20 protein-coding genes are annotated in these 20,514 nt (G+C 69.1%); 11 read left to right on the top strand and 9 right to left on the bottom strand.

What is annotated here, in order from left to right; translation table 11 throughout:
* Positions 1–5: 5 nt before the first annotated feature.
* Together O3597_RS19235 and O3597_RS19230 are read left to right on the top strand one after the other, a co-directional pair.
* The gene (locus O3597_RS19235; protein ID WP_164445837.1) at positions 6–1,154 is read left to right on the top strand and encodes a glycosyltransferase family 4 protein; all 1,149 of its coding nucleotides are present in this window, start codon (positions 6–8) and stop codon (positions 1,152–1,154) included.
* A gap of 51 nt (positions 1,155–1,205) precedes the next feature.
* Entirely contained in the window at positions 1,206–2,168 is a 963-nt protein-coding gene (locus tag O3597_RS19230; protein WP_281601945.1) for an aldo/keto reductase, read from the top strand.
* A gap of 83 nt (positions 2,169–2,251) precedes the next feature.
* Here the strand turns inward: O3597_RS19230 and O3597_RS19225 are convergent, their stop codons facing one another.
* Entirely contained in the window at positions 2,252–3,490 is a 1,239-nt protein-coding gene (locus O3597_RS19225; protein ID WP_281601944.1) for a PQQ-dependent sugar dehydrogenase, read from the bottom strand.
* Positions 3,491–3,627: 137 nt separating this feature from the next.
* On the opposite strand from O3597_RS19225, the gene O3597_RS19220 reads away from it, so the two are divergent.
* The 6 genes from O3597_RS19220 to O3597_RS19195 all read left to right on the top strand — a co-directional run bounded on the left by O3597_RS19220 (position 3,628) and on the right by O3597_RS19195 (position 12,316).
* Positions 3,628–4,248 carry a hypothetical protein gene (locus tag O3597_RS19220; protein WP_281601943.1) on the top strand — a complete coding sequence of 207 codons (621 nt, stop codon included), beginning with the start codon at positions 3,628–3,630 and terminating at the stop codon, positions 4,246–4,248.
* Between the two features lie 439 nt (positions 4,249–4,687).
* Complete coding sequence (locus O3597_RS19215) at positions 4,688–6,112, top strand: endo-1,4-beta-xylanase (protein ID WP_281601942.1); 1,425 nt, start codon at positions 4,688–4,690, stop codon at positions 6,110–6,112.
* Positions 6,113–6,155: 43 nt separating this feature from the next.
* Positions 6,156–7,598: an RICIN domain-containing protein gene (locus tag O3597_RS19210; protein WP_281601941.1), complete on the top strand. Its 1,443-nt coding sequence runs from the start codon at positions 6,156–6,158 to the stop codon at positions 7,596–7,598.
* A gap of 147 nt (positions 7,599–7,745) precedes the next feature.
* Positions 7,746–10,442 (top strand): ricin-type beta-trefoil lectin domain protein, encoded by a 2,697-nt coding sequence (locus O3597_RS19205; protein WP_281601940.1) that lies wholly within the window; start codon positions 7,746–7,748, stop codon positions 10,440–10,442.
* A 206-nt stretch (positions 10,443–10,648) separates the two neighbouring features.
* Positions 10,649–11,452, top strand: coding sequence for a hypothetical protein (locus O3597_RS19200; RefSeq protein ID WP_281601939.1), 804 nt, complete (start codon positions 10,649–10,651; stop codon positions 11,450–11,452).
* A 54-nt stretch (positions 11,453–11,506) separates the two neighbouring features.
* Positions 11,507–12,316, top strand: coding sequence for a metallophosphoesterase family protein (locus O3597_RS19195; protein WP_281601938.1), 810 nt, complete (start codon positions 11,507–11,509; stop codon positions 12,314–12,316).
* Positions 12,317–12,362: 46 nt separating this feature from the next.
* Here O3597_RS19195 and O3597_RS19190 read toward each other — a convergent pair whose 3' ends face one another.
* Positions 12,363–12,956 (bottom strand): TetR/AcrR family transcriptional regulator, encoded by a 594-nt coding sequence (locus O3597_RS19190; RefSeq protein WP_281601937.1) that lies wholly within the window; start codon positions 12,954–12,956, stop codon positions 12,363–12,365.
* A 54-nt stretch (positions 12,957–13,010) separates the two neighbouring features.
* On the opposite strand from O3597_RS19190, the gene O3597_RS19185 reads away from it, so the two are divergent.
* Complete coding sequence (locus tag O3597_RS19185; protein WP_281601936.1) at positions 13,011–14,018, top strand: alpha/beta hydrolase; 1,008 nt, start codon at positions 13,011–13,013, stop codon at positions 14,016–14,018.
* A gap of 43 nt (positions 14,019–14,061) precedes the next feature.
* Here the strand turns inward: O3597_RS19185 and O3597_RS19180 are convergent, their stop codons facing one another.
* The 3 genes from O3597_RS19180 to O3597_RS19170 all read right to left on the bottom strand — a co-directional run bounded on the left by O3597_RS19180 (position 14,062) and on the right by O3597_RS19170 (position 17,114).
* Positions 14,062–14,889, bottom strand: coding sequence for a DUF72 domain-containing protein (locus O3597_RS19180; RefSeq protein WP_281601935.1), 828 nt, complete (start codon positions 14,887–14,889; stop codon positions 14,062–14,064).
* A gap of 34 nt (positions 14,890–14,923) precedes the next feature.
* Positions 14,924–15,667 (bottom strand): hypothetical protein, encoded by a 744-nt coding sequence (locus tag O3597_RS19175; RefSeq protein ID WP_281601934.1) that lies wholly within the window; start codon positions 15,665–15,667, stop codon positions 14,924–14,926.
* A 199-nt stretch (positions 15,668–15,866) separates the two neighbouring features.
* Entirely contained in the window at positions 15,867–17,114 is a 1,248-nt protein-coding gene (locus O3597_RS19170; RefSeq protein WP_281601933.1) for a family 16 glycosylhydrolase, read from the bottom strand.
* Positions 17,115–17,295: 181 nt separating this feature from the next.
* Between O3597_RS19170 and O3597_RS19165 the strand changes: the two genes are divergently transcribed.
* Positions 17,296–18,009: a Clp protease N-terminal domain-containing protein gene (locus O3597_RS19165; protein ID WP_164445822.1), complete on the top strand. Its 714-nt coding sequence runs from the start codon at positions 17,296–17,298 to the stop codon at positions 18,007–18,009.
* Between the two features lie 4 nt (positions 18,010–18,013).
* Here O3597_RS19165 and O3597_RS19160 read toward each other — a convergent pair whose 3' ends face one another.
* From O3597_RS19160 to O3597_RS19145, 4 genes are all read right to left on the bottom strand, one after another.
* The gene (locus tag O3597_RS19160) at positions 18,014–18,532 is read right to left on the bottom strand and encodes a hypothetical protein (RefSeq protein WP_281601932.1); all 519 of its coding nucleotides are present in this window, start codon (positions 18,530–18,532) and stop codon (positions 18,014–18,016) included.
* Positions 18,533–18,617: 85 nt separating this feature from the next.
* On the bottom strand, positions 18,618–19,037 hold the full coding sequence (locus O3597_RS19155) for a PIN domain nuclease (protein WP_166457914.1): 420 nt from the start codon (positions 19,035–19,037) through the stop codon (positions 18,618–18,620).
* Positions 19,037–19,291: a type II toxin-antitoxin system VapB family antitoxin gene (locus O3597_RS19150; protein ID WP_164445819.1), complete on the bottom strand. Its 255-nt coding sequence runs from the start codon at positions 19,289–19,291 to the stop codon at positions 19,037–19,039. Before O3597_RS19150 ends, O3597_RS19155 begins: the two co-directional genes overlap by 1 nt.
* Positions 19,292–19,354: 63 nt before the next feature.
* Positions 19,355–19,543, bottom strand: coding sequence for a DNA repair protein (locus O3597_RS19145; protein ID WP_164445818.1), 189 nt, complete (start codon positions 19,541–19,543; stop codon positions 19,355–19,357).
* 156 nt (positions 19,544–19,699) lie between these two features.
* Between O3597_RS19145 and O3597_RS19140 the strand changes: the two genes are divergently transcribed.
* Positions 19,700–20,359, top strand: a complete 660-nt coding sequence (locus O3597_RS19140; RefSeq protein ID WP_164445998.1) for a GNAT family N-acetyltransferase — start codon at positions 19,700–19,702, stop codon at positions 20,357–20,359.
* Positions 20,360–20,514: the final 155 nt, after the last annotated feature.

The raw sequence follows: 20,514 nt of genomic DNA, 5'->3' as shown, positions 1-20,514 counted from the left end.
AGAGCGTGAGCAGCAAAGACTCCCACGAGTACGACCTCTGCGTCGCGGTCAACTACTACTCGCCCTACGTCAGCGGGCTGACCGAGGTGGCCCGGGTGCTCGCCGAGGGCCTTGCCGGGCGGGGCTGGCGGGTGGCGGTGGTCGCCGTCCGGCACGACCCGACGCTTCCGCTGCGGGAGAGCCGCAACGGCGTCGACGTCTACCGCAGCCCGGTGGTCGCCTCGATCGGCCGTGGCCCGGTCAGTCCCGGCTTCCCGGCCCTGGTGCGCCGGGTTGCCCGACGTTCGCGGGTGGTCAACCTGCATCTGCCCATGCTGGAGGGAGCGTTGATCACTGCCCTGCCGCTGCGGGTGCCGGTGGTGACCACCTACCACATCGACCTCTGGCTGCCGCCCACCCTGGTGACCCGGGCGGCGATGGCCGCGGTGCGGGTGTCGTCGCGGGTGACGCTGCGCCGCTCGGACGCCGTCGTCGTCAACAGCGACGACCAGGCGCGGTACTCGGAGCTCTGGTCGATCCTGCGGTCCAGCCAGCGGTCCGCGATTCCGGCACCCTGTCTCGACCGGCGCGGTGGGGAGGCGGCATACCGGGAGACCGCCGGCCCGCACATCGGCTTCCTCGGCCGGATCGTGCCGGACAAGGGTCTGGACTACCTGGTGGCCGCATTCGCCGAGATCCCGGATCCCGAGGCGCGGCTGCTGCTCGGCGGCGACTATCTGACCGTCGCGGGCGGAAGCGTGATCGACCGGATCCGGGCGGCCGCCGAACGGGATCCCAGGATCCGGATTCTCGGGCTGCTCCGTGGCCGGCAGATCAACGATTTCTACGCCTCCATCGACGCCTTCGCCCTGCCCTCCGTCGCCGAGTCCTTCGGCATCGCGCAGGCCGAGGCGATGATGTGCGGTATCCCGTCGGTCACCACCGATCTGCCCGGCGGCCGGTATCCGGTCCTGGCGACCGGGATGGGCAGGGTCGTCCAGCCGCGGGACCCGGCCGGACTACGGGTGGCGCTGCTGGACGTGCTCAGCTGGGACGCCGACACCCGACGCGAGGGGGCCAAGCGGGCCCTGGAGGAGTTCGGTGTGGACGGATGTCTGGACCGGTACGCGGCGCTGTTCCGAGTCCACGGGGCGCGGGCCGGCGCATTGATGTGAGCGGCGTTCCGATCAGTACAATGGCAGCCACGTTCCGTCACGGAGGTGCAGATGCACAGCAGGAATTTCGGTCGTCTCGGCACGGTCAGCGCGCTCACCCTGGGCGGCGGCGGGATCGGCGGTGTGTGGGGGGCAACCGACCACGCCGAGGCGGTGGCGACCGTGCGGGCGGCCGTCGACGGTGGCGTCACGATGCTCGACCTGGCCCCGACCTACGGTGACGGCTACGCGGCCGAGAACGTCGCCGGTGCCGCGCTGCACGGCATTCCGGCCGCGGACGTCCTGGTCACCAGCAAGATCGAGCTGCCCGAGCAGGACGGCGGGGATCTCCCGGCGAAGATGATCAGCAGCCTGCACGCCACCCTGGAGCGTCTCGGCCGCGAGCAGCTGGATCTCTTCCTGCTCCACTCTCAACTGCACCCGCAGGGCTGGACCGGTCCCACTCCCCGGACACTCGGCTGGGAACTGTACCGAGACCAGGTGGTGCCCACCTTCGAACGGCTGCGCGACGAGGGCAAGATCCGGGCCTGGGGGTTGACCGGTGTCGGCCACCCGCAGACCGTGATCGACGCCATGCACCAGCAGCCGCGCCCGGATGCGGTCCAGGCGGTGGTGAACGCCCTTGACCTGAGTGGCGACATGTGGCTGCTCGGCGAGTCGGCCGAGCCTCGCAACGACGAGATCCGCCGAGCCGCGGTCGCCGACGGCGTCTCGGTGATCGCCATCCGTGCCGTGGCGGCGGGAGCGCTCACCGGCGAGATCGACCGGTCCGTGGCGGACGACGCCCCGGTCGCGGTCGACTTCGCCCGGGCGGAGCGGTTCCGCGCGCTCGCCGCCGAGTTCGGTGAGTCGCCCGCCTCGTTGGCCCACCGGTACGCCCTGAGCGTCCCCGGTGTGGCGACCGTGGTGCTCGGCGTCAAGAACCGCACCGAGTTGGCGGAGTGCCTCGCCGCCGAGGCCCGTGGCCCGCTGACCGAGGTCGAACGGAAGGCCCTGCTCGACCTGCGGAGCTGAGCGAACGGCGAGCCGGCCAGCGGGCTGGACAGGCCGGCGGCACAGACGACGATCTGCGGGTGCCCGCCGGCCCTCGCCCAGGTTCAGCGGTTCGCTGGCTCGCTGCTCGGGTCCGGTTGGACGCGCTCGAATCGTATCCGGCTCAGCCAGCCCGGCAGGTCGCTGAGCGCGTACAGCTCGCCGTGCACGTCGGCGTCGATCGCGGTCGGCTGGATGGGGAAGTTGCCGATGATGGCGCTCTCGTAGCCACCCCAGGGTTTGGGGCGTACGGCGAAGGCGAGGGTCGAGCAGTAGTCGCTGGCGATGTAGGTGCCCCAAGCTTCCGGGGTGGCGGAGCCTCGGTACACCACGCCGCCGGTCACCGAGCAGCTCTCGGTCATGTAGTGCTCGTACTCGAAGACCGGGTCGGTGTACTTCACGCCTGGTCGGCACTGCTCCGGGTCGAACACCGGGGTGCCCTCGCGGCAGGACCAGCCGAGGTTCGCGCCACCCTGCCACGGGCGGATGTGGTTGATCTCCTCGACCAGGCCCTGGCCGACGTCACCGATCCACAGTGAGTTGTCGAGCTTGTCGACCGAGAACCGCCACGGGTTGCGCAGCCCGTACAGCCAGATCTCCGGCCGTGCGCCCGGCGTGCGGACGAACGGGTTGTCCCGGGGTACGCAGTAGGGCTTCGCGCCGCAGCTGCGGTTGACGTCGATCCGCACGATCTTGCCGAGCAGGGTGCCGAGGTCCTGACCGGCCTTGTACGGGTCGTTCGCGTGTCCGCCGTCGCCGAGGGACCAGTAGAGGTAACCGTCGCGGCCGAACGCGACCTGTCCACCGTTGTGGTTGTTGTACTCGGCGTGCTCCTGGGTGAGCAGCACCTGTAGCCGCGCGGGAGCGCTGATCGGCAGTCGCGCCAGGGTCAGCGCACCGTCCGGGAGGCTGGTGTAGGCCACGTAGAGCATCCCGGTCCGCGCGAAGTCCGGCGCGGGGGTGATGCCGAGCAGGCCGCGCTCGTTGCCCGACGTGTCGACCCGGGCGGTCAGGTCGAGCACCGGCTCGGCCGCCAGGCCGGTGTCGGGGTGGTAGGCGCGGACGGTGCCGTTCTTCTCCGCGATCAGCATCCGCCCGTCCGGCAGCCCGGTGAGCGCGATCGGGCGTTGCAGCCCGAAGGCCACCTGTTCGGCTACCACGGTCAGCTCGGTGAGGGGCACCTTGCCGGGGCGCGGAGCGCCGGCCGTGGCGGTGCCGGCGGCCGACGCCGACAGCAGCGCGGAGAGGACCAGGACGAGCAGCCCGGCCAGTGTGGGTGCCGGGCGCCAACGCCGTCGCGACATGTTCTCAGCTCCTTGAGCAGGTGGTATGGAGTACGCAGGCTGGGAGCGTACCCAACACTACATCAACAACTGTCAATGAATAAACCTGAGGCGCGGGATCGGCGGCCCGGTGGAGTGGTCTTCGTACGATGACCGGCATGGATGTTGCGATCGTGACGAACGCGGTCGTGGCCGCGGTCTCGGTGATCACCGTCGGTGTCTCGGTGTTCTTCGCGCTCCGGCAACTGCGGCTGTCGCAGAGTGCGAACCACACCCTGGTCGCGATCGAGCTGCTCACCCGGGACCGGATGAGCGACGTCTTCCTGGACAGTCAGCAGTTCGTGCTCACCGAGCTGAGGGCGAGCTGTCCGCCCGGTCTGCGGGTCAGCGACCTGCCGCCCGAGGCTCGTAAGCACGTGAACCGGATCGCGTTGTACTACAACGGCCTGGGTCAGATGCTGGCCTTCGACGTCGTCGACCCGGCGTTGCTGATCGGCACGGGTGGGTACCGCGCCCGGGAGGCATGGAGCGTGCTGGAGCCGTACATCCTCGCCGAGCGGGCGGCGCGCGGCGAGTCGTATCTGGCCAACTTCGAGCATCTCGTGGTGCTGGCCACCGAGAGGCCGTGGTCGGTCGCGGTGCGCAAGCTGGGCCTACGCCGGTTCGGCAGCTACCCGGCCAGCCTGGGCCTGGTGACCGGGGCGGATCACGCGGCTGCGCAGGCGCCGGCCGCTGATTCAGTCGGTGAACGCGGCGTCGGTTCCGCGGGCTCCGTTTGACGGCCACCGCGCCTCCTGACCCGGGGCGGCCGGGTAGGTCGCATCGGCGCGCCGCCGCGTACCGCTGGCCGGTCGTCGGCCGCCGCCTGCTCGCCCATACGGTGGATCAGAGTGACTGTTGTTCACGTGCACATTGCGCGGGACGGTGGTGGCGTGACCGACGTGGCTCGCCGCCGTGGATCTCTGACCCGCTAACCCCATCGATCGGCAGCGTTGTGGTCGGGCTGTCCGGCCGTTGCAGTGGACTCGTCCTACCTGGTCTTTTTCTGGTCGTTGAGCGGAACTTCTTGAGCGCCCCGTAACTTTGTGGCAATCTCACTGCCATCGATGTGTAGCGTTCTCTCGTCTCCTGTGGTCTGCACCGATGGGCACCTGAGTCGCCGGGCGATGTTAGCGCTAACTCGTCGAAGTGACGCGACTCTGGAAGGTGCTGAGACAGATGAGGAATCTCGTACATCCGAGCGGTTCTCCAGGACGACGGTGGTCGGGCACGGCGACGATCCGCACGCTGGCGGTCGGCTTGCTGATGGCCGGCACGGTCCTGGTGCCCAGCGGTGCCGCAAACGCGGGCACCACGTTGGGCACCTCGGCGGCGGAGAAGGGGCGCTACTTCGGCGCCGCCGTCGGCACGTACAAGTTCAACGACAACACGTACATGACGGTGCTGAACCGCGAGTTCAACAGCCTGGTCGCCGAGAACGAGATGAAGTGGGACGCGACCGAGCCGCAGCGGGGCGTGTTCAACTTCAGCGCCGGCGACCGCATCGTCAACCACGCCCGCTCGCGGGGGATGAAGGTGCGCGGGCACACCCTGCTGTGGCACGCCCAGCAGCCCGGCTGGGCGCAGGGCCTGTCCGGCGGTGACCTGCGCAACGCCGCCATCAACCACGTCACCCAGGTGGCCAGCCACTTCCGGGGGCAGATCTACTCGTGGGACGTGGTGAACGAGGCGTTCGCCGACGGCGGCAGCGGCGCGCGGCGCGACTCGAACCTGCAACGCACCGGCAACGACTGGATCGAGGCCGCGTTCCGCGCCGCCCGCGCGGCCGACCCGGGCGCCAAGCTCTGCTACAACGACTACAACACCGACGGCATCAACGCGAAGTCGACCGGCATCTACAACATGGTGCGCGACTTCAAGCAGCGCGGCGTACCCATCGACTGCGTCGGCTTCCAGTCCCACCTGGGCACCACCCTCGCCAGCGACTACCAGGCCAACCTGCAACGCTTCGCCGACCTCGGCGTGGACGTGGAGATCACCGAACTGGACGTCACCCAGGGCGGCAACCAGGCCAACATCTACGCCACCGTCACCCGCGCCTGCCTGGCGATCTCGCGCTGCACCGGCATCACCGTGTGGGGCGTACGGGACTGTGACTCCTGGCGCGGCAGCGACAACGCCCTGCTGTTCGACTGCGCCGGCAACAAGAAGCCCGCGTACACGGCGGTCCTCGACGCCCTCAACGGCGGCAGCACCCCGGCTCCGACCGGCAACAGGTTCCGCAACGAAGGGTCCGGCCGGTGCCTGGACGTCAACGGCGCGAGTTCGGCGAACGGCGCACAGATGATCATCTGGGACTGCCACAGCAACGCCAACCAGCAGTTCACCCAGAACGGGCGGGCGTTGCAGGTGATGGGCAAGTGCCTGGACGTGCCGAACAACGCCGCCGCCGGCACCCGGGTGCAGATCTACGACTGCCACGGTGGGGCGAACCAGCAGTGGAACGTCAACAGCAACGCCACGATCAGCAACGCGCAGACCGGGCTCTGCCTGGACGTCAACGGCGCCGCCACCGCCAACGGCTCCGCGGTCATCGTGTGGGGCTGCCACGGCGGCGCCAACCAGCGCTGGAACCGGGCCTGAGCTGATGAGCACGACAGTCGGTACCGTACAGAAGGGAACGACGATGGTCAGATCCCGCTCGAATCGCTCGTTGAGCCGGATGCTCGCCTGCGCCCTGGCCGCTCTCGTCGCGGTGCCGACTGTCGTGCTCGGCGGTGCCGCACCGGCAGCCGCCGACACCAGCCAGTTCCGTGGTGTCAACTGGGCCAGGTTGGGCGACAACTTCCACGGCGGACCGTTGGTCCTGCACGGGCTGAGCAGCTCCGACAGCTACGCGACGGTGGTGGCCAAGGCCAACGCGATCTACACCGGCTTCCAGACCAACCTGGGCGCCAACACGGTCCGGCTGCCGATCAACACCTACACCGTCGGTACGAGCTGGTGGAACGCGTACACCGGCGCGATCGACGCGGCCACCGCGAAGGGTCTCCGGGTCGTACTCTCCTACTGGGACGACGGCGTGGCCGCCAGTGGGGGACGGATCGTCAACACCACCGCCTTCGACACCATGTGGAACACCGTGGTCGCCAGGTACGGCAGCAACGACCTGGTGTACTTCGAGCCGATGAACGAGCCGGGCGGGCACAGCGCCGCGGACTGGGCCAACGTGGTCAACAACTGGCTCACCGCCCGTCCGTCGATCCCCCGCCACCGGGTCTTCGTCAGCGGCGCCGGCCTGAACACCGACATCAAGTCGATGTGCGCCGACCGCCGGCTCGACGGGACGATCGTGTCGCTGCACCACTACACCTTCTTCAGCGGCGCGAAGACCTACGACCAGTGGGTGACGTTCCTGCGGGACGCGATCGGCTCCTGCGCCGCCCGTACCGTCATGGACGAGTTCGGTGCGCCGATGGACACCGGGCTCAACTACCACGACACCACCAGCACCGACAACTTCGTGCGCTACTTCCGCGCCACCACCGATGTGCTGCGGGAACTGCGGATCGGCTCGATCTACTGGCCGGGCCTGGGCGGCAAGGTCACCGCCGGTCAGGGCGACGACTGGTACGCCATGCAGAAACTGCACGGCACCGGCACCAACCTGACCCTGAGCACCCCCAACGCCAGTGGACTCGACCGTCTCCGGTACGCCTGGGGCCTGACCGACGGCGGCACACCGGACCGGGTGAGCCGGCTGCGGAACGTCGGCACCGGGCAGTGCCTGGACATCCCCGGCGCCACCACCGCCAACGTCCAGGTCCAGGTGTACGCCTGCAACGACACCGCCGCCCAGCGGTGGACCGTGACGGCCGGTGGCCAGCTCACCGCCCTCGCCGGCCAGCGGTGTCTCGACGCGTACAACCGGGGGACCACGAACGGCACCGTCGTCGGCACGTACGCGTGCAACGGCGGCGACAACCAGCGGTGGACGGTCGGTGGCGACGGCACGATCCGCGGCGCGCAGTCCGGCCTCTGCCTGGACGTGAACACCACCACGGCCAAGGTCCAGCTCTGGGCCTGCTGGGGCGGCGACAACCAGAAGTGGCAGGTGCAGAACGCCTGACCCGGCATTCATCAGCAACGGTCCGTGCCGTCCGTATCGACTTGGCGGCGCGGTAGGTCAATGGCTTCCGGGACGGTCCGGCTGTCACGCGCAGAGGCGCCTCGCCTCGGCGGGGCACGGGCCGTCGCGGACGTGGAGGGAGAAGAGATGAGATCCGTTGTCCATGCCGGGAAAGGTTGCCTACTCGCGCTGGGGGTGTTCGTCTCCGCCGCGGTGCCGGCCGTGATCGCAGATCAGGCGCCGGCTCTGGCCGCGGTCCAGGAGACGCTTCACGTCGCACCGAACGGGAACGACGCCAACCCCGGCACGCTCGCCGCGCCGTTCCGGACGCTCCAACGCGCGCGGGACGTGGTGCGCACGAAGACCGCGAGCATGACCGGCGACATCCAGGTCTACCTTCGCGGTGGCAGCTATCCGGTGACCAGCACGATCGAGTTCGGGGCCGGTGACTCCGGCACCAACGGCCACCGGGTGATCTACTCCGCGTACCCGGACGAGACGCCGGTGCTTGAGGCCGGTGTGCAGGTGACCGGCTGGACCCAGCACAGCGGCAACATCTGGAAGGCCCCGCTCGACCGGGCCAACAAGCTGCGGGCGCTCTACGTCAACGGCCAACGGGCCCACATGGCAGCCAAGACGATCACATCCGAGGGCTGCCACGGCACGTACACCATCACGGCGGGACAGGCCGACTGGGCGTGGGAGTCGGGCTCGCAGTGCGAAGGCGCGAGATACAACCCGGCCGATTTCCCGGCGATCTCCCGCAACCAGGAAGACATCGAGATCGAGACGGGCACCACCTGGACAACGGCCATCGTGGGAGTTCGCCAGGTGACCACGAGCGGTGACGGTCAGAGTCGTATCGCGCTGTTCCAGCAGCCGGGTGCCGCCATCGCCCAGGGGGCGTTCAACGGCAACGCCCAGATCAACGGTAGCCACAAGGTCATGAACGCCTACGAGTTCCTGGACACGCCCGGGGAGTTCTACTTCGACAAGTCCAGCCGGACGCTCTACTACTACAAGGCCGGCGCCGACAACATGTCCACCGCGTCGGTCTTCGCGCCGAACAACGTGACCACCGTGCTGCGGGTCGCCGGTACCTCGACCAGCAACCAGGCGCGCAACATCACCTTCTCCGGTCTCACCGTGCGGCACTCCGACTGGAACCTGTTCAACGTCGCCGGCTCGGTGTACAAGCAGGCCCAGCAGGGCAATCTTGGCGCCCAGGCGTACGCGCGCGGCAACTTCCACGTCTACTACTACCGCAACGTCGACCTCACCCCCGGCATCATCCACCTGCAGAACGCCAACGGAATCCGGTTGGAGCGGAACCGGATCGCGCACACCGGGGCCGACGGGATCACCCTGGTCAACGACGTGACGAACACGCAGTTGATCGGCAACTACACCAACGACATCGCCGGAACGGCGATAAGCGTCGGTCACCCGCAGCACGTCTTCATCGGCGATCACACGTCGAACAACCGGGAGAAGTACCCGGCTCAGGTCGAAGGGCCTCCGAAGAACATCGAGATCAGGAACAACTACATCCACGACAGTGCGGTGCTGTTCAACGGGCACGGCGCGGTCGCGGCGTACTTCGCCGACACCCTGACGGTGCAGCACAACCGCATCGAGAAGGCGCCGTGGGCGGGTATCACGATGGGCTGGGGGTGGTGGAACTTCGACGGCTCCTCAGGATCGATCGCGCCGAACCGGCCCACCACCACGGCGAAGAACAACACCATCAGCCACAACCACATCATCGACACGGTGCAACGACTCAGCGACACGGCACCGATCTACACGCTGGGCAGCCAGCCGGGCACCACGATCCACGACAACTATTTCCAGGGCGTCCCGGCCGGTCACAAGTACGGGCTGCACCCGGACGAGGGCTCGGCGTTCATCACCTTCCGGGACAACGTCCTGAGCGTGGACAAGAACATCACCTGGATGATCAACTCCGACGACTTCGGGCGTAAGCACGACCTGAACATCACCCAGACGTACGGCCCGATCAACAAGGTCTCCAACAAGAATCTGCCGAACAGCACCATCCACGACATCCTCGTCTCCGCCGACTACGTCTGGCCGGCGGCGGCCTACGCGATCGCGGTCAACTCCGGGCTCCAGGACTCGTTCCGGGACATCACCCAGCCGCGCAACCTGCCAATGCAGGACTACGTCCTGCCGGCGAGCACATTCGTGGGCAGCGGCACGTCCTCGATTCCGATCCGCAGCGGCGGCGACCCGACCAGGTCGCTGTGGCTGGCCCCGTCCGGCACCACCACCTTCGCCGCCGGCCCGACGATGACCAGGGCGGACGGCAACGCCACCTCCATCGCGGTGCCGACGGCGTCGGGTGACTACCGACTTTTCGTGGTCGACGCGCAGGGCGGTCGGTCGGCCGAGTCGAAGTCGCTCGTCCGGCGGCAGGGCACCGGCGGTACGCCTGACACCCAGCTCGTCGGTGGCCAGTCGGGTCGGTGCATCGAGGTTCCCGGCGCCACCACCACGAACGGCACCCGGACGCAACTGTGGGACTGCTCCGGCGGCTCGCACCAGCGCTGGACCTACACCGCCAGCAAGCAGTTCACCGTGTACGGCAACAAGTGCCTGGACGCCAACGGTGCCGGCACCACCAACGGCACCACGGTCATCATCTGGGACTGCCACGGCGGTCTCAACCAGCAGTGGAACGTCAACGCCAACGGCACCATCACGAATGTCCAGTCCGGACTGTGCCTCGACGCCAACGGCGCCGCCACCGCCAACGGAACGAAGATCATTCTTTGGTCCTGTAACGGCGGCGCGAACCAGCAGTGGAGTCGACGCAGCTGAGAGCCGGATCCGGAGGGGCAGGCACCGGCGGTGCCTGGCCCCTCCGACGTCAGAGAAGCGCTGCGTGCGGAGAGACCGACGCCCTGGACGAGGCACGGGTGAGCTGGCACCATGTGCCGATCATGAAGCGGGCCCGGATGGAGAACCTGGTAAACAGCTCGTGGTCGGGGTCGGGTGGGCTGTCGAGGCGATCGGGTGCTGGCGCGGTGGGCCGGCTGGCCGCGGTGGCAGGTGTGGCGGTCGCGCTGGCCCTGGCGGCCGGCTGCGCCGACGCGGGATCGCAAGCGTCGGCTCCGAGCCCGTCGGCAAGCGCGGCAGAGAAAGACCTGCACAGGTGGCTGCACGAGGGCGCGAACAAAGTCGGTCAGGACACCTACTCGTCTCGTTTCACCATGACACGCAGGGACGTCGAGGGAGCTTCGGTCAGTACGAGAGTCGAGATGACGGTGGACCCGGCCAGGCGCCGGAGCGACATGAGCATCCACTTCCCCATTCGGCAACCCGGCCACTTTCAGTGGGTTGAGATAAAGACCGTCGACGAGGAGAGTTGGGCGCGGTTCTTCGGCTTCGGAGCGCCTCCCGAGGGGTGGATACCGGTCGACCTGCCGCGTCTGTTTGGTGCGGACTCCTCGATCTTCACCGGTACGCAGGCGATGGACGACCTCCAGGACCTGGTGAAGACGTCGGTCGAGCTGCGGCTCGTCACCGAACGAGCCGTTCATGGTGTCCTCGACCTCCGTCGGCACCCCCACCTGACCGTCGAGCTGTGTGAAGAATCGTCGGGGACGAACGCGATGGTGCCCTTCGACGCCACCCTCGACGCGCAGGGCCGGCTCACGAACCTGTCGCTGCACTTCGATCAGGTGGAAGCGGGCGCCGGTGAGTGGCAGTTTCTCTACCACTCGTTCGGTCGGCGACTGCCGATCGACCCGCCACCCGCCAAGGACGTACTCGAACCGGACGACCTCGACCCGCAACTGCTTGCCGAACTACGCGACGTCGGCTGGTAGTGGGCGGGCCGCCGCCACCCCCACCGCCGGGACTGCCACGTCTACGATCGGCCGGTGGCCCGATCCCTCGACCGCATCGCCCTCATCTCCGACGTCCACGGCAACCTGACCGCACTGGAGGCCGTGCTCGCCGACATCGACGCACGCGGCATCGAACGGATCTTCAACCTCGGTGACTACGTCGGCAAGGGGCCGCGCGGCCGCGAGGTGATCGAGCTCTGCCGGCAGCGCTGCGAGGTCAACATCCTCGGCAACTGGGACGACTTCCTCCCCGACCCGGACCGGACCTACGACAGCGAGGCGATGGCCTGGTGGCTGGCGCAGCTCGCCGCCGGCCAGGGCGACTGGCTGCGCGGGCTACCGTTCAGCCACGACTTCCTGCTCAGCGGGCGGCGGGTACGACTCTTTCACGCCTCGGCGACGAGCGTGCATCGTCGGGTGCGGTTCGACCACGACGAGGCCGAGTTCCTCGGCATGTTCGCCAACACCCCGGCGACCGGCGACGGGCCGGAGCCCTCGGTGGTGGGCTACGGCGACACGCACGATCCGTTCTACGAGGTGGACCGCGAGCGTCGCACCCTGTTCAACACCGGCAGCGTCGGCAACGCGATGGACGACCCGACCCCGGTCTACGTGATCCTCGAAGGTGTCGTCGACGCGGAGTTCGACGCGCCGTTCTCGATCCAGTTCGTTCGGGTGCCGTACGACGTCGAGGCGGAGTTGGCCGTGGCGACCCGGCTGGGCATGCCCGAGCTGGCGGGGTACGTCTCCGAGCTGCGGCACGGCGTCTACCGGGGCGAGATGAACGCTCCCGGCGGACCGAAATACCACCGGCGGCCGAGGCCGCGACAGCCGGCCGCGTGACCGGTCCGGCACCACGGGGCGTACGCACGGCGACAGCGAGCCCGGGTCACCGCGAGATCGTCGTGTCGAGCATGTCGACGAGGTGCTCGGCCGCTGTTGCCGTGTCGTAGTCGGGGTCGTGGAGCTGCTCGGCGACGATGGCGTCGATGCCGCCACCGACGATGATCGCCGTCGTACGCGGGTCGATGTCACCGCTGGTGCCGCGCGCGAGCCGGGCCGCGTCGATGAGCTGGGCCAGGGGACCCCAACGGGCGGCCGGATCGTGTTCACCGTCGTCGTGCACCATCGCTTCGATGATCATGCGGGTGTGTCGTGGATGTTCCCGTAGGTGTCCCACCATCGACCTGACGTACGCGGCGGGCCGGTTCGCGGGGTCGGCGGCCTCGACCGCGGCGGCGACGTCTGCGACCAGGGCGGCGAGGGCGTGCTCGTGCGCGGCGCGTACGACGGCGGCCTTGGTGGGGAAGTGGTAGAGCACGGCGGCCTTGGTGATGCCGGCGCGTTCGGCGATGGCGGCCAGTGAGGCGCCGGCGTAGCCCCGGTCGGCGACCAGCTCGATGGTGACCTCGATCAGTTGGGTGCGGCGGGCGCGCTCGATCAGGGTGAGTTCGCCCGTCGCGCCCTCTCGTCTCCTTGTCACCCGCCAGATTCTACCGTACGGTCGAAAAATCTACCGATCGGTTAGGAGTGTGTCGTGCGGACCAGGCTGATGAAGGCTCTCAACCGGCTGCGGCCCAGGTCACGGTGGCTGCGCCTGGTGCTGGCCGGGCTCGCACTGATCGCGCTGGCGGTCACCTTCGCCGTTCGTCAGCCCGCTCCGATCGGCCACTGGGACAGCGCCGACGGGCAGGACCGGTTCCTCCGGGCCTACCGGGAGGCCTTCGCCGCCCTGCCCGACCCGGCGGAGACCATCGACGTACGCACCGACTTCGGCATCGTCCGCGTCTACCGCTTCGCCGGCACCGGCACCGGAGGCGACGCGGACATCCCGTTGCTGCTGCTGCCCGGGACCGCCTCGGCCACCCCGGTCTGGGCCGACAACCTGCCCCTGCTGCTGCCGATCGGCGACGTCTACACCGTCGACCTGCTCGGCCAGCCGGGCATGAGCGTGCAGAGTCGCCCGATCAACACCGACGAGGCGCAGTCCGAGTGGCTGCACCAGACCCTCCAGGCGCTCCCGCCGGACAGGTTTCACCTGGTCGGTCTCTCGATCGGGGGGTGGACCGCGGTCAACCTCGCGCTGCACCGACCGGAGCACATCGCGTCGATGACCGTCATCGACCCGGTCCACGTCTTCGCCGACCTGCCGTTCGGCACCATCGTGCGGTCCATCCCGGCCGCGTTGCCCTGGCTGCCCAGGTCGTGGCGGGACAGCTTCAACTCCTACACCGCAGGCGGCGCGCCGGTCGAGGACGAGCCGGTCGCCGACATGATCGAAGCCGGCATGCAGCACTACCGGATGCGGCTGCCACAGCCCACGCGGATCAGCGAGGAACGACTCCGTCGACTCGACCTGCCGGTCCTGGCGATCATCGCTGGCGAATCGGTGATGCACGATCCGCAGTCGGCCGCCGAGACCGCACGCCAGACCCTGCCCCGGGGCACCGTCCGGCTCTACCCGGACGCCTCCCATGCTGTCAACGGCGAGCAGCCCGAACGGATCGCCGAGGATGTCGCCGGCTTCATCGCGCAGGCTTCCTGAATGCGGTGCGGCAGCGGTCCGTGGGGCCGGGGCCGGGAGTCTGTCAGAAGAGGGTGGTGGGTTCGACCGGGATCGGCTCGGGCAGCGGGTCCAGCTCCGGCACCCGGGCGCGTACCTCGTCGTGGAAGCGGCGGGCCAGCGTCGGCGCGTCGGCGTTGTCCGGGGTGTGGACGAAGACGGTCGGCGACCGGCCCTCGCGCAGCCAGGTCACGGTGGCGTCCACCCAGCGCCGCCAGCCCTGGACGGTGCGCGCCGGGTCGTCCCGGCCGAGGTAACGGACGATCGGCCGGTCGGTGAGCGCGACCGTACGCAGCGGCATCCTGGGCTTCTTCGTCCAGGCGTCCCGCTCGGCGTCGCTGGTCGGCGGGTCGGTGAAGAACGCGGTGGTGTCGAACGGGATCCACTCGGCGTCCGTCTCGGCCAGCGTCGTCTCCAGCAGCCGGGTGGCGCGGGGGTCGGTGAAGAAGGCCGGATCGCGTACCTCCACGGCCGGTCGGTGGGCGGCGGGCAGGCGGCGCAGGAACCGGGCGAGCGTGGGTACGTCGTCCGGGCCGAAGGAGCCGGGCAACTGCACCCAGAGGGCGTACGCCCGAGCGCCGAGGGGCTCGATCGCGTCGAGGAAGGCGCGCATCGGCTGGTCGACGTCGGTGAGGCGGCGATCGTGGGTGACCACCTTCGGCAGCTTGACCACGAATCGGAAGTCGGGTCCGGTCTGCTCCGCCCAGGTGGCGACCGTCTCGCGGCCCGGGGTGGCGTAGAAGGTGGTGTTGCCCTCGACCGCGTTGCACCAGCCGGCGTAGTGCCGTAGCCGTTCCCGCGCCGGCAGGGGATGGGGGAGCAGTCGCCCCTGCCAGGACCGGTGGATCCACATCGCACATCCGACGTGCAGTCGCCTGGCCACCTGTTCAGCCGGCGTCGACGCGTTCGACGGTGATGGTGTTGACGCCGGCCGTCGCGTCGATGTCGTAGCGGTCGGTGGCGGAGTTCCACTCGGGCGGGGTGAAGGTCGTGCCACCGGCCACCCCCGAGTGGGTGGTGCCGTCGATGGTGACCGAACCGGCGCCGCCACCGGCGCGTACCTGCACGGGCGCGTCGCCGGCCAGGCGGACGACGACCTGGCTGGCGCCGCCGCCGAGCAGGGTCCGCTGCGTCCCCTCCGGTGCGGGCAGCGTCAGTTCGACCCGGTTCGCGCCGGCGGTGAATTCGACGTCACCGAGCTGCCCACCGCGCAGGTCGAGGTGCTGTTCCTTGGCGCCACCGTTGAGTCGGACGTGCCAGCGGACCGACTCGGCCAGCACCACCTCCACGACCGCCGGACCGTCCCGGTCGGTGCCGCGCAGGCTGGTCAGCAGGCTGCCGTCAGTGAGGGAGACCGCGGGACGGACGTTGGCGTCGCGGGGGGTCGACACCCGGTATGCGTCGTCGCCGAGATCGGCGGTACGCACCTGGATCACGTCGGCACCGTCGAGCAGGACGAAGGTGGCCTCCCGCAGGTCGCCGACGGCACCGGTGACGACGTGACCGTTGCGGCCGTCACCCCGGACCGACACCCACGTCCAGGTGGCGACCACCACCACCACGACGACCAGTACGGCCGCACCGATCCACCACCACATCCGTCGTCCGCCGGCTGCCTGAGTGCTCTCCACGTCGCCTCCCGTACATCGATGACCGCACGGGTTACTACCCGCCTGTCACCGACTCTTACGCGTGTCACGTCCGGTGGGCTCACCGGTGCCCGGAAGCGACACGGATTCGAGCCGACATGTCTGAGCGACATCATCATGTCGCTCAGACACGTCGTCGCAGAAGCTTATTGGCTCGGGATGGGCGTTACGGACGGAGACGTCAGGCCCGGGACCACTTCTGGTTGGGGGTGCCGGCACAGTCCCACAGTTGCAGCCGGCCGCCGTTGTTCGGGTTGTTGTCGCGTACGTCGACGCAGCGGTTCGCGTTGAGGTTGACCAGGTCACCGGCGGCGTTCAGGGTGAAGCGTTGCGCCGGGTTGCCGTTGCAGGTGACGAGGTTGACCTCGGTGCCGTTGGCCGTGCCGGCCCAGGCCGGGTCCATGCACTTGCCCATCGCGCGGATGGTGCCGTCGGCGGCGAAGGTCCATGCCTGCGCGGCGGTGGTGTTGCAGTCCCAGACCTGCAGCGGCGCCCCGTCGACCGGGTTGGCGCCGGGGATGTCGATGCACCGGCCGCTCTGCTGTCCCCGGATCCGGGTGGTGCCGGTGTTGCCGTCCGGGACGTAGCCGGAGACCCGGACGTAGTCGACGAGCATCTGCTGCGGGAACTGGGTGCTGCCGTCGGGGTAGCCGGGCCAGTTACCACCGACCGCCACGTTGAGGATCATGAAGAAGGGGTGGTCGAAGACCCAGCGGTTACCACCAAGCCGACCCGGGTCGACCCGGAAGAACTCCGAACCGTCGAGGTACCAGCGGATGATGTTCGGCTCCCAGTCCACCCGGTAGGTGTGGAAGGTGTCGGCCAGCGGCTGTCCGATGGTGCGGCTGCCGGTGATCCCGCCGCCGCCGGAATAGCCCGGACCGTGGATGGTGCCGTGTACGGTGTTCGGCTCCCGCCCGACGTTCTCCATGATGTCGATCTCGCCGGAGGCCGGCCAGCCGACGTTGCCGAAGTCGTTGCCGAGCATCCAGAACGCCGGCCAGATCCCCTGACCTCGGGGAATCTTGATGCGTGCCTCGAACCGCCCGTACGCCTGGGTGAACGTGGCCGCGGTCAGCAGTCGGGCCGAGGTGTACTCGCACCGGCCGTAGTGGCACTGGTAGTTGGCCGGGTTCTCCCGGCGGGCGGTGATGACCAGGTTGCCCTGGCCGTCGTGCACCGCGTTGCTGGTGCTGTTGGTGTAGTACTGCCGTTCGTTGTTGCCCCAGCCGTGGCCGCCGATGTCGAAGCGCCACTTGGACTGGTCGACCGGTGTGCCGGCCGGTGAGTTGAACTCGTCCTGCCAGGTGAGGCCGCCGATCGCGGCGGCGGCCGGTGCGGACTGCACGGGTAGCAGGAGCGCACTGGTGACGAGGGCCGCACCCAGGGCGGCGGCTGCCCGCCGGAGGTTGCGGGAGATGGCGTCCACGATGGAGTCTCCTCGGGGGTGGAGGGGCGGATACGCTGGCGAGGCGGTCTGGAGAGCGCTCTCCAAATCCGAGTCTGTCGATTTCGACAGAATTAGTCAAGGTTGTTAACAGCGATCATCAAGGAAGGGGCGTCGTCAACCGGCGGTTGACGAATAACGAGCGTCAACCTAAGGTTGACGCATGACTGAACCCGTGCAGATGAGCAATCCGGTCCGACTCGACGATCTGATCCAGGCAATCAAGCGGGCCCACTCCGACGCGCTCGACCAGCTCACCGACGCGGTGATGGTGGCCGACCACATCGGTGAGGTCGCCGACCATCTGATCGGCCACTTCGTGGACCAGGCCCGCCGGTCCGGTGCCTCCTGGACCGAGATCGGCCGCAGCATGGGGGTGAGCAAGCAGGCCGCCCAGAAGCGCTTCGTGGGCGCGGCGATGGATCCTCAGGAGGGCTTCCAGCGGTTCACCCCGCGCGCCCGCAACGTGGTCGCCGCCGCGCACAACGAGGCGAAGGCCGCCGGCAGCCCGCACACCACCCCTACCCACCTGGTGCTCGGCCTGCTCGCCGAGCCGGAGGCGCTCGCCGCGAGGGCGCTGGCCGCCAGTGGTGTTTCGGCCGACGCGGTGCGGGAGGCCGCCACCGCCGCGTTGCCGCCGCCGTCGGACGACGTACCGGAGCTGATTCCGTACGACGCCGCCGGCAAGAAGGCGCTGGAGTTGACCTTCCGCGAGGCGCTTCGGCTCGGGCACAACTACATCGGTACCGAGCACATCCTGCTGGCCCTGCTGGAGCAGGAGAACGGCGAGGGTGTGCTCACCAGCCTCGGCGTGGACAAGGCCGCCGTCGAGGCGAACATCGTGGCGACCCTGGCCAAACTGCGGACGTTCGAGTAGCCGATCAGGGCTCGACGGGGAAGCCGTACCGGGCGGCGTGCTCCGGATCGGCCGGATCGATCTGGCGCAGGCCGGCGTCGGCCAGGCGCTTGTTGACCTCGTCGAGCCGCTCCCGCACCAACCGGGCCTCCTCCTCGGTGACCCGCCCCCGGTGCGGTCGGCCGGCGTGCTCGATGGTGCCGTAGTCGATTTTCTCGGCGCTGCGGCGGGCCTTCGGCGGGCGTACCCGCTCGGCGGTCCTCAGCAACTGCGCCATCGGCACGTCGGTGGCCATCGCGTCGAACTCGCTCGCGGTCAGCACCACCCGACGCGGCTCGCCCTGGCCGTGCCGGTCGTGGATCTCGACCACCGCCACGTCCAACGCCGCGTCGTCGATGCTCTCCACCTCCACCGGGGTGGCGTCCAACTGCACGGGCCCGGCCACCAGGTCAGGATGCTCGAGAACGACGACGCGGACCGCCTCGTCGTCGGCACCCAGCATCGTGCCGCTGAAGTCGGAGACGTGGATCGTCTTCTTGCCCATGGATGTGCCAGCTCCCGTCGTGACCCGAGAAGGACCAGCAGACGTTACCCGACAGGTGTGCGAAAGCGCGCGGTGGCTCGCCGCGCTACAGGCTTCCTCGGGGCGCCACCCACTCGGTCGGTTGACCGGTGATCGCGGCGATCCGGTCGTAGTCGGCGTCGTAGTGCAGCACAGTCGCTCCGTGCACCTCTGCGGTCGCCGCGATCACCAGGTCGGGCAGCCGGAAGTTGCGATGCTGGCTGTCCGCGGCGAGCATGCGGTGCACGGCGAGAGCACGATCCATCGCCGCGGTCGTCACGTCCATCCACCGGTGGCCGCGCAGGGCTTGCCACAGGATCTCGTACCCCTTCGGGTGAGGAGCATTGTTGAGGAACTCGAGAGCGGCCATGTGGCAGGTCGCCAGGCGTCCCTCGGCCAACAACGTCTCAAAGCGGCGACGGACCGTCGGATATCGCCCCTGAAGCACGAACACCGACGTGTCGGCCAGATAGATCGCTCCTGCCATCACGCGGCCTCGGAGTCGCGCGCGTCCTCGACGAGCCGACCGAGATCCCGGCCGCCGCCGTAACGCCACGCCTCTGCGGAGTCGGTGAAGTCCATCTCCACCTGATCGAATGCGGAGACGATCTCCCGTGCCTGGCGACGCAGGGCAAAGGCGTGCAGGGCGGCGTTGATGGTAGCCACCTTGGTGTCGGTGCCGAGCACCTCGCGGGCCGCCTCAAGCCACTCGTCGTTCACGTCCACGGTGATGCGCGTCATGTCGGGAATCGTACACCAGAGCAGCGGATTTCCAGGCATCAAGATCGCAATGCGGTTGGTGCTTCAGTGGGGGTTCAGGTGGTGCCGTACGGGTCCGGCCGGCAGGCTGTTCAGCTCGTGCCAGGAGAGGGTGGCAGGGCGGGTGCGGTGTCCCCGGTAGGGGGCCTGGGCCGGAGTCCGGCCGGTCGCCCCGTGGTGTCGCCAGGCGCGCTCGGGGTCCTGCTGATCACGGTCCTGCGGGTGTTTCGGCATGCCTACACCGTTTCAAAGAAAGTTGTCCATGAATGGAAATGGATATGACGGTCGATCGATCGTTCAGGTTCCCCGGATCGCGCCCACCTACGCCCCGAACTCACCGGGTCCGTCGTACCGTGAGCGGCGTCGACGGTGACGGACCGGGAGGTGTTGATGCTCGACCGGCGGCTCCACCTGCACCTCGCGACCTGGCTGGGACAGTGGCCGGCCGGCCCGGGCCTGCACGTGGTCGGGTCCGGGCGGCGGACCCGACCCGCCTGGGACGGCCGCCCGCGCCCCGCCATCGCGGTCCACGCCGGGGCCAGCGGCGTGCTCTCCGTGGCGCCCGACCGGGTCGCGGCCGTACGTGAGCTGGTGCGGCGCCCGGACGGGCTGCTGAACGCACTGCCGGCCGCGGTCGGGTATCCACGCTGGGCCGTGCACGACGACGTCTTCCGGTGGAGCGTCGCGCCGGCGGACCTGCCGGATGTCGGTGAGTGGGCGCCACCGACCACGCCCGGCCTGCCCTCCTGGCTGCGGCTGTTCGACCGGTCGGTGCTCGTCGTGCGCGACCAGCGGGGCCGCTACCTGGCCGGCGTCGGGATCAAGCGGCATGACCGGCACGGACACGAGCTGGCGGTGGGTACGGTCCCGGCGGCGCGTGGCCGCGGCCTGGCCCGCAGACTGGTGGCCCAGGCGGCTCGTCGGGTGCTCGACGACGGTGCCGTGCCGACCTATCTGCACGACCGGAGCAACGCCGCCTCGGCTCGGGTGGCGGAGGCCGCCGGGTTTCCCGACCGGGGCTGGCGCTCCTACGGCGTCTACCCGAGCTGACCATCGACCGGCAGGGCGCGGACCGTGGATCCCGGGCCGGATCCACGGTCCGCAGCCTCCCCCCAGGTCCGGGTGCGGCTCCAGTGCCGATCACGCTACGTACTCGGAACGCTCTGGGCAAGCCGCCGCCACCGTCTCCTTGCTGTCCAATTGTG

It is taken from the genome of Verrucosispora sp. WMMA2044 (genome assembly GCF_027497155.1).
GTDB lineage: Bacteria > Actinomycetota > Actinomycetes > Mycobacteriales > Micromonosporaceae > Micromonospora > Micromonospora palythoicola.
This window is presented reverse-complemented; position numbering and strand designations above follow the sequence as displayed.

Coding starts and splice junctions, on each gene's coding strand:
- O3597_RS19230 (WP_281601945.1), top strand. CDS start 1,206: ATGCACAGCAGGAATTTCGGTCGTCTCGGCACGGTCAGCGCGCTCACC.
- O3597_RS19225 (WP_281601944.1), bottom strand. CDS start 3,490: ATGTCGCGACGGCGTTGGCGCCCGGCACCCACACTGGCCGGGCTGCTC.
- O3597_RS19220 (WP_281601943.1), top strand. CDS start 3,628: ATGGATGTTGCGATCGTGACGAACGCGGTCGTGGCCGCGGTCTCGGTG.
- O3597_RS19215 (WP_281601942.1), top strand. CDS start 4,688: ATGAGGAATCTCGTACATCCGAGCGGTTCTCCAGGACGACGGTGGTCG.
- O3597_RS19210 (WP_281601941.1), top strand. CDS start 6,156: ATGGTCAGATCCCGCTCGAATCGCTCGTTGAGCCGGATGCTCGCCTGC.
- O3597_RS19205 (WP_281601940.1), top strand. CDS start 7,746: ATGAGATCCGTTGTCCATGCCGGGAAAGGTTGCCTACTCGCGCTGGGG.
- O3597_RS19180 (WP_281601935.1), bottom strand. CDS start 14,889: ATGTGGATCCACCGGTCCTGGCAGGGGCGACTGCTCCCCCATCCCCTG.
- O3597_RS19165 (WP_164445822.1), top strand. CDS start 17,296: ATGACTGAACCCGTGCAGATGAGCAATCCGGTCCGACTCGACGATCTG.
- O3597_RS19160 (WP_281601932.1), bottom strand. CDS start 18,532: ATGGGCAAGAAGACGATCCACGTCTCCGACTTCAGCGGCACGATGCTG.
- O3597_RS19155 (WP_166457914.1), bottom strand. CDS start 19,037: ATGGCAGGAGCGATCTATCTGGCCGACACGTCGGTGTTCGTGCTTCAG.
- O3597_RS19150 (WP_164445819.1), bottom strand. CDS start 19,291: ATGACGCGCATCACCGTGGACGTGAACGACGAGTGGCTTGAGGCGGCC.
- O3597_RS19145 (WP_164445818.1), bottom strand. CDS start 19,543: ATGCCGAAACACCCGCAGGACCGTGATCAGCAGGACCCCGAGCGCGCC.
- O3597_RS19140 (WP_164445998.1), top strand. CDS start 19,700: ATGCTCGACCGGCGGCTCCACCTGCACCTCGCGACCTGGCTGGGACAG.